The organism is Nocardia sp. NBC_01009 (assembly GCF_045208035.1).
Lineage (GTDB): Bacteria > Actinomycetota > Actinomycetes > Mycobacteriales > Mycobacteriaceae > Nocardia.
Genome location: NZ_CP108695.1, coordinates 5,022,028 through 5,039,876, shown reverse-complemented (window position 1 = coordinate 5,039,876; position 17,849 = coordinate 5,022,028). Strand labels below are relative to the sequence as shown.

10 protein-coding genes and 1 pseudogene are annotated in these 17,849 nt (G+C 65.0%); 5 read left to right on the top strand and 6 right to left on the bottom strand.

The features are described 5' to 3' along the window. Positions 1-20: 20 nt before the first annotated feature. Positions 21-1,253, top strand: a complete 1,233-nt coding sequence (locus OHA42_RS22520) for an MFS transporter (RefSeq protein WP_406229845.1) — start codon at positions 21-23, stop codon at positions 1,251-1,253. 128 nt (positions 1,254-1,381) lie between these two features. Here OHA42_RS22520 and OHA42_RS22515 read toward each other — a convergent pair whose 3' ends face one another. Continuing rightward, positions 1,382-4,279, bottom strand: coding sequence for a UPF0182 family protein (locus OHA42_RS22515; protein WP_406229844.1), 2,898 nt, complete (start codon positions 4,277-4,279; stop codon positions 1,382-1,384). Between the two features lie 287 nt (positions 4,280-4,566). Here OHA42_RS22515 and OHA42_RS22510 point away from each other — a divergent pair, with 287 nt between their 5' ends. Together OHA42_RS22510 and OHA42_RS22505 are read left to right on the top strand one after the other, a co-directional pair. After that, on the top strand, positions 4,567-5,037 hold the full coding sequence (locus OHA42_RS22510; protein WP_406229843.1) for a cupin domain-containing protein: 471 nt from the start codon (positions 4,567-4,569) through the stop codon (positions 5,035-5,037). A gap of 203 nt (positions 5,038-5,240) precedes the next feature. After that, entirely contained in the window at positions 5,241-6,902 is a 1,662-nt protein-coding gene (locus OHA42_RS22505) for a hypothetical protein (protein ID WP_406229842.1), read from the top strand. Positions 6,903-7,028: 126 nt separating this feature from the next. On the opposite strand, the gene OHA42_RS22500 is transcribed toward OHA42_RS22505, so the two are convergent. Beyond that, on the bottom strand, positions 7,029-9,620 hold the full coding sequence (locus tag OHA42_RS22500; RefSeq protein ID WP_406229841.1) for an MFS transporter: 2,592 nt from the start codon (positions 9,618-9,620) through the stop codon (positions 7,029-7,031). A 419-nt stretch (positions 9,621-10,039) separates the two neighbouring features. Between OHA42_RS22500 and OHA42_RS22495 the strand changes: the two are divergent. Next, positions 10,040-10,304: pseudogene (locus OHA42_RS22495) on the top strand (helix-turn-helix transcriptional regulator); the annotation flags it as partial. A 233-nt stretch (positions 10,305-10,537) separates the two neighbouring features. Here OHA42_RS22495 and OHA42_RS22490 read toward each other — a convergent pair. The 4 genes from OHA42_RS22490 to OHA42_RS22475 all read right to left on the bottom strand — a co-directional run bounded on the left by OHA42_RS22490 (position 10,538) and on the right by OHA42_RS22475 (position 16,480). Then, positions 10,538-11,068, bottom strand: a complete 531-nt coding sequence (locus tag OHA42_RS22490) for a hypothetical protein (RefSeq protein WP_406229840.1) — start codon at positions 11,066-11,068, stop codon at positions 10,538-10,540. Positions 11,069-11,594: 526 nt separating this feature from the next. After that, positions 11,595-15,167, bottom strand: a complete 3,573-nt coding sequence (gene cobN / locus OHA42_RS22485; RefSeq protein ID WP_406229839.1) for a cobaltochelatase subunit CobN — start codon at positions 15,165-15,167, stop codon at positions 11,595-11,597. Between the two features lie 246 nt (positions 15,168-15,413). Continuing rightward, positions 15,414-15,638 carry a hypothetical protein gene (locus OHA42_RS22480; RefSeq protein ID WP_406229838.1) on the bottom strand — a complete coding sequence of 75 codons (225 nt, stop codon included), beginning with the start codon at positions 15,636-15,638 and terminating at the stop codon, positions 15,414-15,416. A 401-nt stretch (positions 15,639-16,039) separates the two neighbouring features. Next, positions 16,040-16,480 (bottom strand): nuclear transport factor 2 family protein, encoded by a 441-nt coding sequence (locus tag OHA42_RS22475; protein WP_406229837.1) that lies wholly within the window; start codon positions 16,478-16,480, stop codon positions 16,040-16,042. A gap of 119 nt (positions 16,481-16,599) precedes the next feature. On the opposite strand from OHA42_RS22475, the gene OHA42_RS22470 reads away from it, so the two are divergent. Next, the gene (locus OHA42_RS22470) at positions 16,600-17,838 is read left to right on the top strand and encodes a precorrin-3B synthase (RefSeq protein WP_406229836.1); all 1,239 of its coding nucleotides are present in this window, start codon (positions 16,600-16,602) and stop codon (positions 17,836-17,838) included. The last annotated feature ends 11 nt before the right edge of the window (positions 17,839-17,849 follow it).

The following is a 17,849-nucleotide window of genomic DNA, read 5'->3' as shown; positions in this document are numbered from 1 at the left end:
GAAACATCAGAGAGAAGAAATTGGCCACACAAGATGAACACCCGAACTCGGCCGTGAGATCATGGCTCGGCGTTTCCGCAATCACAGCCAGTCTATTCATCTTCGTCACTACTGAGCTGATGCCCGTCGGCCTACTTACTCCGGTAAGCACAAGCCTGAACATATCGGTGGGCGTTGCGGGGCTGATGGTTACGTTGTACGGCATCTCAGCCGGACTGGGCGTACCGTTTATCGTGGCATGGACCAGGCGCCTCAACCGACGAGTGCTGCTGTCCGCGCTACTGGCGATATTGGCTCTGGGAAACCTGATCACCGCCATCTCACCGAACTATCCGCTGGTCTTGACAGCGCGGCTGATCATGGGATTTGCCAACGGGGTGTTCTGGGCCATAGGCGTAGGCATGGCGATGCGCCTTGTTCCAGGACGGCACGCGAGCAGAGCGGCCGCGGTCGCACTGTCCGGCATCTCGATCGCCACGGTAGTCGGCATGCCGCTGGGCACATTCCTTGAAAGCCTCACCAGCTGGCGAACCACATTTCTTATCTGGAGCGGCCTCAGCGCGCTGGTGTTCCTCGCGGTCGCTGCCATAATTCCATCACTACCGTCGGATAATGCGGTTTCGGTCCGGGAAGTCTTCAAGCTTCCACTCGAGAACGCGCGACTACGTATGGTGATGTTTACCGTCGTACTATATGTACTCGGCCATTTCGGGGCGTACACTTTCATACGACCCTTCTTGGAGAACAATTCATCGGCCACGCCCGCCTATATCACCGGATTGCTGATTATTTATGGCGCCGGAGGGGCGGCCGGAAACTTTATCGCCGGATATACCTCGACCAAGAATCTGAGGGCCAGCTTTATCGTCGCCTGCACCGGACTCGTGGCGTCCTTGCTGTTGCTGCTCACGATCGGTCACGGACAGGCCGGTCTGATTGTCTCGGTGGTCCTCTGGGGAGTTTCGTTCGGCGCCATGAACCTGTGCCAGATCAACATGACGCTCGCTGCCGCGCCCGATACCTTCGAAGCCGCTATGTCACTCAACACCTTGGGATACAACACCTCGATCGCGCTCGGAGCGCTCTTCGGTGGGCTGTTCGCCGATCATTCAGGTGTCCGAAGCGTCTTCTGGTTCGGTGTGGCGCTGACAGCGGCTTCGCTGCTCGTCACACTCAGCAGTCGCGGGAAGCCCACACGCACCGTCCCCGATGACGCGTCGGCCGCCAGTGATCAGCCGGTCCTCCAATCCTGAACATCAGCGATGCCCGCATCTCCGACCGCCTAGGAAAAGGTCCCGTGTCAGCGCGGGTCGCCATCGGGCCCGATAATCTGCACCTTGGCGAATATCGCGCACTCGCCTTGTTCGAATAGCCGGAAGCCTTATCGACCGGGACGTTCGAGGTCGTTCAACTCCTGTTGGAGACGCTCGAGGGCCGCACGGATGGCGTCGATCTGCGCGTTGAGTTCGGCGATCTTCGCTTGATCCACAGCGGGCGGGGATTCCGCTGGTGGGGGCGGCGGCGATGCGGGCTGCCGGCCCGGTGGCGGTGCGGGCGCGGGGCCGTCGCCGGGTGCGGTGGCAAGTCTGCCGGTGTCGGCGCCGAACACCTGGTCGAGCGCCTCGGCCAGCGTCGGGGCGTAGCCGACGCGGACGCCACCGGTGCCCGGGTCGCGGTAGCTGACGAGGACCCGTGCCAGTTGCGGGAACGTCGATCCGTTCGGTGTTGTCGAAATCCGCTCGGTGAAGAGTGGTTCAACGTAGAGCACCCCACCGTCGGCGATCGGGAAGGTGAGCAGGTTGCCGTACTGGATCCGGTTCGAACGCTCGAGCAGAGTCCGCTCGGACGCCACTCTGGTGTCGGAGATCATCGAGTTCTGGATCTGCTGCGGTCCCTGGGTGAGTGTGTCGGTAGGTAGCTGCAAGACGCTGATCTTGCCGTAGTTCTCGGGGTCGGAATGGGCGGAGACGTAGGCGGAGAGGAATTCCCTGTTGAAACCGACCATCGCGCTGGCCAGACGGAACGACGGCCGGGCGTTGTCCGGGTCGCCCAGCAGGACGTAGAACGGGTGCTGGTGCGGGTTGGTATCAACGGTCGGGTCACTGGGCACCGACCAGAAAGCGTTGTTGGTGAAGAACTCTCGTGGTTCATCGACGTGGTATTTGGCGAGCATCTCGCGTTGGATCGTGAACAGGTCCTCCGGGTACCGGAAGTGGGCTCGCAACTCGGCGCTGATCGACTCCTCGGGTTCGACCGTGCCGGGGAAGACGCTCATCCATGCCGCCAGAACCGGGTCGTGCTGGTCGACTTGGTAGAGGGTGACCGTGCCGTCATACGCGTCGACGGTGGCCTTGATCGAGTTTCGTAGGTAGGAGATCTCTCGGGGATGGCGGATGCCGATGTTGTCGCCCGGCTCGAGGGCTTCGAGCGAGCTGCGTTTGGCGTAGGGGTAGCCGTCGATTGTGGTGTACGCGTCGACGATCCAGACGATCCGGCCCTTCACGACCGCTGGGTAGGGGTTGTTGTCGGTCGTCAACCACGGCGCGACGAGCTCGACGCGATGGCGCGGATCCCGGTTGAAGATGATCTTCGATCCGGGACCGATCGCTTTGGAGAAGATGATGTTGCGTTCGGTGTAGCTGGTGGCGAAGGCCAGACGGTTGAGCCAGTTCCCGATCGAGACGCCTCCCGCGCCGGTGTAGGTGTATTTGGTGGAGTCGGTGTCGTATTCGCGGGGTTCGGTGCTGCCGCCGACGATGGCATAGTCAGGGCTCGCCTGGGCGATCACCTCGCCGTAGTAGATGCGCGGCTGATCCACCGGGATCACTTGATGCCCGGACGCCAGGGACGCGATGTCACTGACCGCGTAGATGGGGTATCCGCTGTTGCTGCTGGCGGCGTCGTGGTCGGCGTTGCGGACAGCGGCGTTGACACGGTTGGCCGGTGCGGCAACGAAGCCGTCTCCATGGGTGTAGACGGTGTGCCGATTGACCCAGTGGGTCTGATTGCCGCTCAACGCATTCGGGGTCAGCTCGCGGACCGCCACCACGTAATCACGTAGTTCCTTGCCGATGCGGTAACGATCCAGGTCCAGATTCGTCGGGAAACTGTAGAAGTTCTTCAGCTGTTGCTGCTGAGTGAAGGTTCGCGAGAGCACATTCGGATCGAGCAGGCGGGCGTTGGCGATCGTGGTCACGTCCGCCGCAACCTCGGGCGGCGGCTTGGTACCGACGCCGGGGTAGGCGCGGTACTCGACCCGGTCGCCGTCGATCCCGTACGCCTGTCGGGTCGCTGCGATATTGCGTTCGATGTACACGCGTTCCATGTCGGCGGCGTTCGGGCGAACCGAGAACTGCTCGACAACAAGCGGCCAGACGCCGCCCACCAGGATCGACGAAAGCAGCAGTAGCGCGGCCGCCATCGCCGGGATTCGGAGATCCCGGACCACGACGGCGGCGAAGACCGCCGCGGCGCAGATGACGGCGATCGCGAAGAGAATCAGCCGGGCGGGCAGGACTGCGTTGATATCGGTGTAGCCGGCACCGGCGAAGGTCGGTTCCTTTCTGCTGCTCGACAGCAGCGAGTATCGGTCGAGCCAGTAGGCGGCTGCCTTCGAGACGATGAACATGCCGGCGAACACCGCCAACTGCACGCGGGCGGCGCGAATCAGGCCGCTCGTCTTTCCGGACAGCCGTAAACCGCCGAACAGGTAATGCGTCGCGAGGCTGACCACGAACGCGAGAACGGTTGCCACGAACAGCCAATTCACAACGAGTCGATAGAAAGGCAGATCGAAAACGAAGAACCCGACATCATGTCCGAACTCGGGATCCGACACACCGAAGGACCCGCCGTGGATGAACAGTTGAACTGTCCCCCAACTCGACTGCCCGATAAGCCCGCAGACGAGACCCACCAAGGTAGCGATGCCCAGCCCGATCCGCACCGGCCACCGGAGCACCACGGCGCGATACGGCCGAAGGACGTCTTCTTCCGCGGAGCGGGCGAACAGTGGCCGGAACCGGAACGCGAGCCACATCGCCGCGAAAAGGATGCCGCCGACGAACAGTGTGACCGCGACGAGCAGCGACAGGCGAGTGAGCAGCACAGTGAGCCAGACACCGCGGAATCCGACTTCACCGAACCAAAGCCAGTTGACGTAGACGCTGGTCAGTCGAGGAACGACCAGCAACGACACGACGAACACCACGAGGGTGATCAACAGTACCCGCGTGCCGCGATGTAACCGCCGCAGGCTGGGGCCGTCGCGTGCGCTCATCTCCCACACTCCCGTGGCTGCGCCGAGCCGAACGGTGTTAGCCGACGCATGACCGTCTGGCCTGATTCTACCGGCGGCGGGTGATCCCGCTGCCGGCCGACTTCGCGATCATGTGGGAGGTCGTACCGTTCGGCACCATCGAGCCGACTGAAGATCGAACTCGAACCGGACACGCATAACCGCCTCACTCATCAGTCGATGGCCGGCCGTTCGATCGGACTCCAACCATCATGTCCCGCTCGGCGGTGCCGGAGGAGAATGGGTGCTGAGTCCGAGCGGAGGTTGCGATGGCCAGCGTGGAAGTCGATTATCGGTTGCATGGGGTGCGGATCGTGCATGCCGACGAATTGGATCCGAATACGCCGCAGACACCAGGGATGAATCGCGCCGCCGCGATCAATACGGCGCGGGCGGGCGCGCAGCGGCTCTGGGCGGGGACGGCACTCATTCATCCCGATGCCAAGACCGGCGCGCACCATCATGGCCATGTCGAGAGCGTCATCTACGTTGTTGCCGGCCGGGCTCGGATGCGGTGGGGCAACCGACTCGAATACACCGCGGAGGCCGGGCCGGGCGACTTCATCTATGTCCCCCCGTTCGTGCCACATCAAGAGATCAACGCCAGTTCCGACGCGCCACTATCGTGCGTCGTGGTCCGCAGCGACCAAGAACCGGTTGTGGTCAACCTCGACCTGGCCGATATCGAATCGGATCCCGAGCAGGTGGCCTGGGTCGATGACCTGCATCCGCCACGCTGACAGTGCATCTGGTTCCGCGGCAGGCCATCGCTGATTTCTCGATCTCGGTCCAATAGCCGGTGTTATGTTGGCGATGCCAAATGCGTTGTTTCAGCTCGTGTTGTTCCGTTTGTCGACCGTCGATGCCCGCATCGGCGAACGGGTGTATGTGCGTCACCGTCAGGTTCGAGCGCAATACCGACCGCGAGGACAGGAGCACGGTTGTGAGCAAGCCTCGATATTTCCGGACGAGTACCGCAGTGATCGCCATGGCAGTGGCGGCGGTTTTCGTGCTGCCGGGATGTGGCGATGACTCGTCCGATGCGACGAACACCGCGAATGTGGGCGAACAATCGGGCGACAGTCCGCCGCGAAACCCGAACCTGGCCGCGCAGAAATACGCGGTCACCCACCTGGATTCCGGCCAGTCCGACAGTTTCCCGGACCCGGTGCCACGCGGCACCTTCCATATCGACCCGAAGCAGATGCCGCGAGTGGCGACCGGGCCGGTCAACATCATGACGCTGGCGTCGACGGACTCGAAGTACCGGTGGATCTCCTCGACCTCCGGTGTGCGGTATGTCGACGTGTCCGACGGCGGGTTCCGGCAGGTCGCATCGATGGATACACCCGGTGTCGCGCCGATTCCGCCTCGAGCGTTGGATCAGGTCCTGGATCAGAACTTCTCCGACGTAGGTCAGATCGAGACCGCCATCCGCGACGATTGGGGCGGGGCGACCTGGCAGCGGATCGCCAACGGCGTCTACAGCCTGGTCGACAAGGACAACAACGTCTATTACGTCACCCAGAACTCAGAGATCGTGAAGTTCGGGCTGAAGAATAAGGACAAGCCCGAGGACGGTATCGAGATCGTCGCACAATTGGACTTCAAGCCGTGGCTGGGCGCCGGGACGACAACACTGGGTATTCCGGAGAACATCGTCGGCGTCAACATGACATACGACGGGCATCTGACCGTGCTCGGATCTCGCGCGCTGTTCGTCATCGATCGCACGCTGGCCGGTGAGCCTCAGCAGGTTCGGTTCGGAGACGACGAGACCGTCTCCAATTCGATGGCCATCGACGAGAAGGGCGGCATCTACGCCGCGACGGACAAGATCATGCGCAAAGTGGTGTGGACCGGAAACAAACTGTCCACGGCCGAAGCCGACGGTGCCTGGTCCTCGCCGTATGACTTCGGCCGCCAGCCTCCTGCGGTGAAGTTCGGTATCGGCACCGGCTCCACACCGACGCTGATGGGCTTCGGCACCGACACCGACGAATTGGTGGTGATCACCGATGGCGCCGACCATATGAAGCTGGTCGCGTTCTGGCGCAACAAGATCCCCGACGGGTTCACACAGAAGCCGAGCACCAAATCCAATCGCATCGCCGATCAAATCGAGGTGACAGCGGGCCTGTCCGATCCCAAGCCGGAGTTCATCCAGAGCGAGCAGTCGGTCGTCGTGAACGGTTACGGCGCGTTCGTGGTGCAGAACATCGGGGCCGAGGGCGCACCCGATCGCCTGGTGGATGTGATCGCCAACGGGCCGGTATTCCAGCCCCCGCACGGCATGCAACGATTCGAATGGGATCCGAACGCCGACAAGTGGACCTCGGCATGGACCCGCGGCGATGTCGTCTCCACCTCGATGGTGCCCGCGGTATCCAGCAGGGCCGGGATGGTCTTCGTCAACGGCTATAGCAAAGCCGACGGCTGGGAGGTCACCGGTATGGATTGGCAGACCGGAGAAACCGTGCACCGCACCATCTTCGGCCGATCGAACCTCGGCAACGGCGCGTACGCGATCGTCGAAGCCTTCCCCAACGGCGACCTGCTGTTCAACAGCATCGGCGGCCCCTTCCGCGCCAAGATCGCAGAGTAAGTACGCGGGTCTCGGGCTGCAAAAGCCGCGAAGCCACGCACTGTTGCAGCCCGACTACGCGAAAGTTCACCGGCGTGGTCTGATGCCGAATCGACGAGTCCAGCGGCTGCCGGCGCGCCTCGATGCTCAGCGGTGGATCGCCGAATCATCCTGTCCGTAGCCGAGTTTCACGTCGTGGACCACTTCGCCACCGATCACCGTCACGCGACTGGACACCGGCGGATAGCCGCGAGCCACCACGGTGTACTGCCCCTCGGGTAGATCACTGACGACGTAGCGGCCGTTCTCGTCGGTGCGAGCGGTGGCGGTCAGGTCGCCGTCGGCATCCAAGACAGTGATCTGGACGTCGGGAACGAATCGGTCGCCGTCCGACCATGCCGATCCGGCGAGCACCGCCATCGGAGCCAGGTCGATGTCCTGGCGCAGCAGGCCGCTGTCGGGCACGGTCAGGGTGGCGGCCTTCGGACGCATATGGTCGGCGACGGCAACCAAGGTGTAGGTGCCCGACACGACGCCATGACAGACGTAAACGCCGTCACCCGCCGTGATGGCCGCGCCGACGACCTCGCCGCGCATGTCGGTGAGCGTGACGGTCGCGCCGGCCAGCGGTTCGCCGCGCCGGGCCGATCTGACTACGCCCGACAACTCGCCGGAACCCATGAGCGTCAGGTCCAATTGCAGGGTCCGGTGGCCGACGGCGACGCTCACCGCCTCCGGCTGATGTCCGGTTGCGGACGCGATCAGCACGTAGTTACCGCCCTCTGGCACAGCGATGACGTACCCGCCGTGCGGATCGCCGGTCGCCCGGGAAACCTGGTGCCCACGCTGGTCGATCAGGGTCAGCGCGGCTCCGGGCACCGGCCGGCCGTCCCCGTGCCGGATACGACCGCGGATCGAGCGGCGATCGGGTTCGGAGCGGACTTCCATCGAATCCGGATCTGCCGCTGCCGTTCCCGACACCGAGACCTCGTACACGCCGTTGCCCTGATGATCGACCGAGAGGTGCCCACCCGCCAGCACCGGCGCAGGTTCGGACAATGCCTGCGCGGCGCCCTCCCACACCTGCGACTCCTCCCACGTGGAGTCCGCACCTACCGACTGCGCGACGAGCTCGGCCTCCGCCGGCGCGGCGGACCCCGGGACTGGATCGTCCTGCAGCGGAATCTCCTTCATGAACACCAGCACCATCGCGCCGAGCAGCGCGACCGCGGCGGCGACGTAGAACACTCCCGACATGGAACTGGTGAATCCGGTCAGGATCGGCACCCGCAGGTCCTCCGGCAGCTCCGCGATTCCACTCGTATTGCTCTGCATGCTGCTGAGCTGGGCGGCGTCGAAACCGTCCGGCAGCTGTCCGCCGAACGCGTCGATGATCTTGTGTGGCAACAGGTTGAACAGAATCGTCAGGAAGACCGCGACCCCCAGCGTCCCGCCCATTTGCCGGAAGAATGTCGCCGCCGCCGTCGACACGCCCATATCCGAACGCGGACCGGCATTTTGGGCCGCGATGATCAGCGTCTGCATGCAGCCACCGAGGCCGACCCCGATGATTCCCGCGTACACCAGCGGCTGCCACAGCGGGCTGTCATAGAGCACGCGCGCGTGCAGCGCCGCACCGACCGCCATCACGAAGGAGCCGAGCACCGGCAGCGCCTTGTAATGACCGGTGGCCTTGGTGATCTGCCCGGCCGCCTGCGAGCCGATCATGATGCCGAGCACCAGTGGCAGCATCAGCAGACCCGACTTCGTCGGCGAGTAGCCGCGCACCACCTGGAAATACTGCGGCACCAGGACGATGGCGCCGAACATCGCGATACCGACGATGAAGCCACCGATGATCGCGACGCTGAACGTCGAACTCTTGAACAGCCGCAGCGGGATCAGCGCGGCGTCCTTCATCAGGAATTCGATGAACAGGAACAGCACCAGCCCGGCCGCGCCGATGCCGTAGCAGATCAGCGCCCGGTCGGAACTCCACCCCCAGTTCCTGCCCTGTTCGGCGACGATCAGCAGCGGCACCACACAGATCGTCAACGCCAACGCGCCGAACCAGTCGATCCGGTGCTGCTGACGCTGATGCGGCACATTGAGCACCTTGGCGACCACACCGAGCGCCAGCACGCCGATCGGCACGTTCACCAGGAATACCCAGCGCCAGCCTTCGAGCCCCCAGAGGTCGTCGTAGTTGGAGAAGAAACCGCCCAGTACCGGGCCCAGGACCGTGGCCGAACCGAAGACCATCATGAAATAGCCCTGGTAGCGCACGCGTTCGCGGGCGGGCACGATGTCGCCGATGATGGTGAAGGCCAACGACATCAGCCCACCGGCGCCGAGGCCCTGGAAGGCCCGGAAGCCCGCGAGTTCGTACATCGAGGTCGCGAAGGTACAGGCGATGGAGCCGAGGACGAACAGGCCGATCGCGGTGAGATAGAAGGGCTTTCGCCCATAGATGTCGGCCAGCTTGCCGTACAGCGGTGTGGTGATCGTCGCGGTGATCAGATATGCCGTTGTCGCCCAGGCCTGCTCGTCGAATCCGTGCAGACTGTTCGAGATCTTGACGATCGCCACGCTCACGATGTTCTGGTCGAGTGCGGCCAGAAAGATGCCGAGCAGCAGGCCGGACAGGATGGTCAGGATCTGCCGGTGTGACAGCGACGCGTCCTCGCCTGCGTCCAGGACCGGCGCCGCCGCCGGTGCCTGAATCGTGGAATTCGTCATGTAGGGGCCCTAATTCTGATCGGCTAGCTGCGGTGGAGTGTCTCGAAACCTGTTGCACACGGGTCACGAACAGTCGACCCGACACTCGACGAGGCCATGCGCCTTGCGATCTCGGCATGCAGTAGCTCGGCGAGCTTGACCGGTGCACTGCGGGCCGTCGACGACGAGGCAGCGCAACACGGTGGCGGCCGGTAATCGATCCGTCCGGCCAGACTTCATTAGCACCTGAAACTAGTTGCGACCGCACACTATACAGACGCCCTTCCAACGCGCCACAGCCGATCACCCACCGCATCGACGCGGGCGAGAAAGGTGAGCTCGTCCGCGGCGCCGCCACCCGATCTACGACGCCCGCCGCTCCCGCGGAGCGCGCAGGCTTGCGAAGGCGTTCTTTCCGCAAAGCCTGAGATCATCGGGGAATGCTGGAAACCTCCGCACGATTGCTGCGGCTGATGTCGCTGCTGGCGGCACTGGGATTGGACCGGACCCGCGTTGGCCGAGTGGCGCGGGGTGTCGACGCGAACCATTCGCACCGACGTCGAGCGGTTGCGGCACCTGGGCTATCCCGTGGACGCGACTCCTGGCGCCGCAGGCGGGTATCGGCTCGGCGCCGGATCCGCGCTGCCTCCGTTATTGCTCGATGATGACGAGGCAGTCGCTGTCGCGGTGGGGTCGGGGACCGCCCCCAATGTCGATGCTCTATCTCGGGTTACTCGATGTCGACTTCGAGGTGCTCGACGCACCCGACTCGCCGGGCACCTGCGAGCCACCGCTGAGCGGTTCCGTACAGCGGCGGGTGCCCTATGAATTCATGGTGTCGAGAGATTTGAACATCAATATCCCCGGCCGGGCGGCAATTTCCTACCGAGCCCGGTCGAGGATATCCACTATGGCTTATTCAGGCCTGCGCTGACGGATCACTGGTTGGCGCCGATGATTCCGCCGACGATCGCGCCGACGATACAGCCGGGAATGGCCGTGACGACGAGGAAGATGAGCCCGATGAGCGCCCCGACGACGCAACCGATCGCAATACCCGCAACAGTGGTGCCCGCGTCACCGATGTTCTGCAACGCACCGGGTTCCGGCGCCACGGCGCCGACCGGGGTCAGCGTCAAAGCCGTTGCCGTGCTGTCGATTTGCGGCGTGACCTGCACCTGCTGACCGGCGACGGTCTGCACCGCCGTCGGCAGCGAGCCGACCACCGACCCGTCGGGCGCCAGCACCGAGATCACGCCCGTGGTGGGCGTCACCTCGAACGTCCCCGACGCCAGCGTTACCGTCGCACTCGAACGGTCGGGTGCCACCGCGGCCGTGTAAACGACACCGCTGTCCACCCCTTCGAACTCTGCGCCCGGCGCCACCGGCTGACCGTGCGCAGCCGCCGCGGCGATGCCCGTTGCGGCGACAGTGAACATCGTTGCCGCTATCAATCTCTTGATCATCATAAGACTTTCCAATCATCCGGCCGATTCGATTGACGTTCCCCGAGAATCGGCAAATGGGACACGGATAATCATGCGCCCCAGACGCTATCGCTGTCGATAGAATGACGAAATCGAATTGCCTTGCAAGATCAATTAATTCACCTGCCCAAGAAATTGGGTGGTTGAAATTCCCGCAATTCTATTGCACACCCCAACGTGCGGGATCCGACGTTACCGACAAATAAACCGACATGTCGGTACCGCACCCGCTCACGCCCTCGGTGATCGAGGCAGCCGAATTGACGTTGAAACGAACCAATCACAGTGCTCCGCAACGGATTCGGCCGAACTAACGACTCCGAGACGACGTTTGGACGACCAGCCGCAAGACCATCTCGGGATCGACGTATCGCCGCGCACAGAAGATGAACGACCATGAGGGAACACGCCGATCCGCCGGCCAGGTCCGCCCGCCCCGGGTTGAGCACACCCGCGCCGAGGCCACCTGGCCGGTATCGAACCAAATCGACCGCCGCTCCGAGCGGAGCTACTCGAGCTCGCCCTCGGTCTCGAGGTAGACCTGCCGCAACCGATCGAGCGTGGCCTGCTCCGGCTGCTCCCACAGGTCCCGCTCGGCGGCCTCCAGCAGCCGCTCGGCAATTCCGTGCAGCGCCCACGGGTTGGACTGCTCCATGAACTTCCGGTTCACGTCGTCGAAAACGTAACTCTCCGCAAGCTTTTCGTACATCCAGTCGGCGACGACATTGGTGGTTGCGTCGTAGCCGAAGAGGTAGTCGACAGTGGCCGCCATTTCGAATGCGCCCTTGTAACCGTGGCGGCGCATCGCCTCCAGCCAGCGCGGGTTCACCACGCGGGCACGGAAGACCCGGGAGGTCTCCTCCGAGAGGGTGCGGGTGCGCACCGCATCGGGGCGGGTGCTGTCACCGATGTACGCCTCGGGGTTCTTGCCGGTCAGCGCGCGCACGGTGGCGACCATGCCGCCGTGGTACTGGAAGTAGTCGTCGGAGTCGGCGATGTCGTGTTCGCGGGTGTCGGTGTTCTTGGCGGCCACCGTGATCCGCCGGTAGGCGGTACGCATGTCGTCGGCCGCGGGTGCGCCGTCGAGGTCACGGCCGTAGGCGAAGCCGCCCCACGCGGTGTACACCTGCGCGAGGTCGTCGTCTGTGCGCCAGCTCTTCGAGTCGATCAACTGCAGGATGCCCGCGCCGTAGGTGCCCGGCTTGGAGCCGAAGATGCGGGTGGTCGCGCGGCGCTGGTCGCCGTGTTCGGCGAGGTCGGCCTGTGCGTGCGCGCGTACGTAATTCGACTCCAGTGGCTCGTCCAGCTCGGCCACCAGCCGCACCGCGTCGTCCAGCAGCGCAAGCACGTGCGGGAACGCGTCGCGGAAGAATCCGCTGATCCGCACGGTGACATCGATGCGGGGGCGGGCGAGCTCCGCCAGGGAAATAACCTCGAGCGTGATGACGCGGCGGCTGGCCTCGTCCCACACCGGCCGGACGCCGAGCAGCGCAAGAACTTCGGCGATATCGTCGCCGGAGGTGCGCATCGCCGAGGTGCCCCACACCGAAAGTCCCACCGACCGCGGGTATTCGCCGTGGTCGGCACGGTATCGATCCAGCAGCGAATCGGCCATGGCCTGCCCGGTTTCCCAGGCCAGTCGCGACGGCACCGCCTTCGGGTCGACGGAGTAGAAGTTGCGGCCGGTCGGCAGCACGTTGATCAACCCGCGCAACGGCGAACCGCTCGGGCCCGCCGGGATGAATCCGCCGTTGAGCGCGTGCAGGACCCGGTCGATCTCGATGCCGGTCTGGCGCAGCCGCGGCACTACTTCGGTGGCGGCGAACCGCAGCACCTGCCGCGCCGCGGGGTTGTCGGTGAGCGTGTCCACGGCATCGGCGGACCAATCGGTCGCCTGCAGCGCCGAGACCAGCTCGCGCGCTTGGGCTTCCACCCGGTCGACGCGCTCACGGGTCTCGGTTCCGGATTCGTCGAGCCCGAGCGCCTCGCGCAGCCCTGGCACATTGCGCTCGCCCCCCCACAATTGCCGCGCTCGCAGCATGGCGAGCACCAGGTCGAGTTCGCTCTCCCCAGTGGGCGACTGCCCGAGAATGTGCAATCCGTCGCGGATCTGCACGTCCTTGATCTCGCAGAGCCAGCCGTCGACGTGCAGCAGCATGTCGTCGAAGACATCCTCTTCCGGGCGCTCGGCCAACCCGAGATCGTGGTCCATCTTCGCCGCGCGCATCAGCGTCCAGATCTGCTGCCGGATCGCAGGCAGTTTGGCGGGATCGAGGGTGGAGATATTGGCGTGCTCGTCGAGCAGCTGCTCCAGACGTGAAATGTCGCCATAGCTTTCGGCGCGCGCCATCGGCGGGATCAGGTGATCGATCAGGGTGGCGTGTGCTCGACGTTTGGCCTGCGTGCCCTCACCTGGATCGTTGACGAGGAACGGATAGATCAGCGGCAGCTCACCGAGCGCGGCATCGGTGCCGCACGAAGCGGACATGCCGAGGGTCTTGCCCGGCAGCCACTCCAGGTTGCCGTGCTTGCCGAGGTGCACCATCGCGTCGGCGGCGAACCCGTCCGGTGCGGCGATCCAGCGGTAGGCCGCGAGATAGTGATGGCTCGGCGGCAGATCCGGGTCGTGGTAGATGGCGACCGGGTTCTCACCGAAACCACGCGGCGGTTGCACCATCAACACCACATTGCCGAAATGCAATGCAGCAATGACGATTTCGCCGTTGGGATCGGCGGAGCGATCGACATACAGCTCCCCCGGCGGCGGGCCCCACGCCTCGATCACGGCCTCGCGCAGGTCCTCGGGCAGCGTGTCGAACCACGCCGCGTACTGCGTCGCGCTGATCCGGATCGGATTGCCTTCGAGCTGTTCGGCCGTCAACCAGTCGGGATCTTGACCACCCGCGGCGATGAGCGCGTGGATAAGCGCGTCGCCATCGCGCTCCTCCAGCCCGGGAACCGCACCGGCAGGCCCCAGATCGTAACCAGCCGAACGCATCTCGGTGAGCAATCGGATCGCGCTCGCCGGGGTATCCAAGCCGACCGCGTTGCCGATGCGGGCGTGTTTGGTCGGATAGGCCGACATCATCAAGGCAACCCGACGCTGTGCGGCCGGAATGTGACGCAGCCGCGCATGCCGCACCGCGATACCCGCCACCCGTGCCGCGCGCTCGAGGTCCGGCACGTAGGTGGACAGACCGTCTGCGTCGAATTCCTTGAACGAGAACGGCACCGTGATGATCCGGCCGTCGAATTCCGGCACCGCCACCTGAGTGGCCACATCGAGGGGCGAGAGCCCGTCGTCGTTGGCCTCCCACTGCGCGCGGCCACTGGTCAGGCAAAGGCCTTGCAGGATAGGCACATCGAGCTCGGCCAACGCCGCGACGTCCCACGCCTCGTCGTCGCCACCGGCGGACGCGGTCGCGGGCTTGGACCCGCCGGCCGCGAGCACCGTCACCACCAGTGCATCGGCCTGCCGGAGTGTGTCGAGCAATGCGGGTTCGGCGGTGCGCAACGACGCACAGTAGAGCGGCAGGGGCCGCGCTCCGGCGTTCTCGATTGCGGCACAGAGCGCATCGATGTATCCGGTATTCCCCGCGAGGTGCTGTGCGCGGTAGTAGATGACCGCGACCGTCGGGCCGTCGACCGTCGCCGCGGTGCGCTCCAGCTCGCCCCAGCTCGGCAACTGCACGGGCGGCTCGAAGCCGTGCCCGGTGAGCAGCACGGTGTCGGACAAGAAGTTGTGCAACTGACGCAGATTCGTCGCACCACCGGCCGCGAGGTAGTTGTGTGCGTCGGCGGCAACGCCGCCGGGCACCGTCGAGCACTCCATCAATTCGGCGTCGGGCGCGAGCTCGCCACCGAGCGCCACCATCGGCACTCCACTGACACGTACCGCTTCCAAGCCATCTTCCCAGGCCCGCTTACCGCCGAGGATCCGCACGATCACCAGATCGGCGCCGTCGAGCAGCGCGGGCAGCTCTTCGACCAGCAACCGAGCGGGATTGCCCCATTGATAGTCGGCGCCACTCGCGCGCGCGCTCAACAGATCGGTGTCGGACGTGGACAGCAGCAAAATCACAGGTGACGGCCTTCCTCGGGTTACGCGCCCATCGGGTTCGTTGCTCGCCGGAGAGGGTCTGGCTTGTGACAGTGGCGCGACCGCACCGGAGTTCCACCGGTTTCCTCGTCGCCCGCCGAGCATCCAGATGCTACCTGCCAGGGCGGCACGCACCTGCCACCTGTCTGTCTGCCGCAGCGGGCAGACTCGTCGAGGCACGTTTCTGCCCGATACGAACCCTGCGGATCGGACGCGCAGTTCCCCGTTCTACAGGCGCGGGTCGAAGACCAGCCGGAAGTCCGTCAGGGACTTCCGATCTCCCACGGCACTGAACTCTCTGCCCGGCAGTTCATTCACCGGCAACCTGGCCTGCTCGGCGATCAGTGCCGCGGGCACCCACATCGGGTCCCGCGCCGAATGCCACGGTGTGTCTAGCTGCGCACGATCCCCGAACACAAGAATCACGCGAACCTGAACGCGATCGGACGCCATACCTCCATGATGAACGTCGAAGAACGCCACCGGATAACGATGACGGCTCATCCGCAGCAACGCGGCTATCCGGTAGCGGCGCGGGCGGCATCGTCGACGATGCGGGCGCAGTCGGCATGGCTAGTGTGCCGCAGGCGGGTGAGTCCGGCGAAAACGAGCGGGCCGACAAGCTGCACCTGCGCGAGCCCGAGGTCGAGTTGCCCGAGCTGCGAACGACCGGGCTGTCGAGCGGTTCGTCGAAAGGCTGCCGGTATATCTCGATGAGGTCGACACGAAGGTTCGGCAGGAGGTCCTCGGCGATCACACACTGGCACTGACCGTCGTATCGGCCGGGATCTTCGACCCGCGCCGGCTGGTCGAGATCGAGATCGCGGCCGCACGACGCTGGGCCAGGTGTACACCTAGGTCAGGTCGGCGTTTCCCTCGATGACCTTGAGGTGGTAGTGGAACCGGTTGACGCGCCAGCCGGAATCGGTGCGTTCGGCCCCGAGGGTGTAACTGCCGATGAAGGTACGGGTTTTGCCGTTGACCGCGTCATTCTTCAGGTGGACGGCGATGGCGTCGGCGTGCACCGCGGCATGGTCGGACTGCAGGTCGATGAGGTAGTTACCCGCCTGATGGTGCACTGCGTCGAGGTCGGAGAGGCCGGTGCGCCAGTCGCCGACGATGTCCGCGGCATCGCGGATGCCGACCGGGCCGCCGAAACCGCCGTCGAAATCGACCTTCGGGGTGAACACCACATCGAGCAGATCGTCCCAGCGCTTCTGATCGGTGTAGACGAACATCCTGGTCAGAACGTCGACAATCGCGAAACGGTCGGCGAGGGATGATGATTCGGTCATGCCAGCAGACTAGCGAGCCCGCCGGTCCGCTGCCACACGACAAACGCAGCACCGTGGGTAGTCCGCGCCCGGGGTGACCTTGGGCCGAATACCTGGCCGGGTCGTACCCTGGGTGGGTCATGACGCGTACATCTCCCGACTCCTGCCCCGGCGTGCTGCGGCTGCATCAGGCTGCCGACGGACCGCTGGCTCGTGTCCGCGTGCCCGGCGGACGGCTGGAAGCGCAGCAGTTGCAGGCACTGGCCGAAGCCGCCCATGAGCTCGGCGACGGAAACATCGAGCTGACCTCACGCGCCAATGTGCAGCTGCGTCGGGTGCGCGACGCGACGGAGCTGACCGCGCGACTGGAAACCGCCGGGCTACTGCCGAGTCATACGCACGAGCGGGTGCGCAATATCGTTGCCTCGCCGCTGGCAGGGCGCGTCGGCAGTCGGGCCGATGTGCACCAACTCGTCCCCGCGCTCGACGCCGGCCTGCTCGCCGCGCCTCGCCTGGCCGACCTGCCCGGCCGCGTGTTGTTCACCCTCGACGACGGCCGCGGCGATGTCAGCGGTCTCGGTGGCGATATCGGCGTGCATGCCGTCGACGCCGACGAGTTCGCGGTCCTGCTGGCCGGGCTCGACACCGGCATCAGGGTGTCGGCCACCGATGCCGTCGATGTCATGCTCGCCGCCGCGCACGGCTTCCTCGACCTGAGCTCCGGCCAGTGGCGGCTGCACGAAATCGAGAACGGCGTCGAACGTCTCACCGACCTGCTCGGACTCGCCGCCCGCGCCGATCTGCTGAAAATCGCTGCCATCCAAGATATTCCGATCGGCTGGCTGACCCAGGACAACGGCTTGGTCAGCCTCGGCGCCGGCGTACGGCTCGGGTCGCTGCCCGCACGCACCGCCGAATTCATCGCCGCCGTCGAACGACCGGTCTTCCTCACCCCCTGGCGCAGCCTCGTGCTGGCGGACCTGGAGGAATGGCCCGCCGAGCAGGTCGTCCGCGTGCTCGCCCCGATGGGTCTGATCTTCGATGCCAATTCCCCGTGGCTGCTGGTCAGCGCCTGCGCCGGTCAGCCCGGCTGCGCGAAGTCGCTCACCGACGTCCGCGCGGATGTCGGTGCCGCGGTGGACTCGGGCCGGATACAGCCCGACAGCGCAACGTTCAACTCCGACGCGCCCCACTCCGAACTCGTTCTGCCGCAACCTGATCCGACCTCCTCCGACACTCCGAGCGCCCCTGTCTTCGAGGCCGGCGAGGTGACGGTTGGCGAACGGCAGCACTGGTCGGGCTGTGCGCGCCGCTGCGGCAGGCCGCGCGGTGCGGTGACCGATGTCGTCGCCACGCCGGACGGCTATCGCGTCGACTGATCGTCCTCCTG

Excerpts from the sequence above, each read along its gene's own strand:
- OHA42_RS22510 (WP_406229843.1), top strand. The coding sequence starts at position 4,567 with ATGGCCAGCGTGGAAGTCGATTATCGGTTGCATGGGGTGCGGATCGTG.
- OHA42_RS22470 (WP_406229836.1), top strand. The coding sequence starts at position 16,600 with ATGACGCGTACATCTCCCGACTCCTGCCCCGGCGTGCTGCGGCTGCAT.
- OHA42_RS22515 (WP_406229844.1), bottom strand. The coding sequence starts at position 4,279 with ATGAGCGCACGCGACGGCCCCAGCCTGCGGCGGTTACATCGCGGCACG.
- OHA42_RS22500 (WP_406229841.1), bottom strand. The coding sequence starts at position 9,620 with ATGACGAATTCCACGATTCAGGCACCGGCGGCGGCGCCGGTCCTGGAC.
- OHA42_RS22480 (WP_406229838.1), bottom strand. The coding sequence starts at position 15,638 with ATGGCGTCCGATCGCGTTCAGGTTCGCGTGATTCTTGTGTTCGGGGAT.
- OHA42_RS22475 (WP_406229837.1), bottom strand. The coding sequence starts at position 16,480 with ATGACCGAATCATCATCCCTCGCCGACCGTTTCGCGATTGTCGACGTT.
- OHA42_RS22490 (WP_406229840.1), bottom strand. The coding sequence starts at position 11,068 with ATGATGATCAAGAGATTGATAGCGGCAACGATGTTCACTGTCGCCGCA.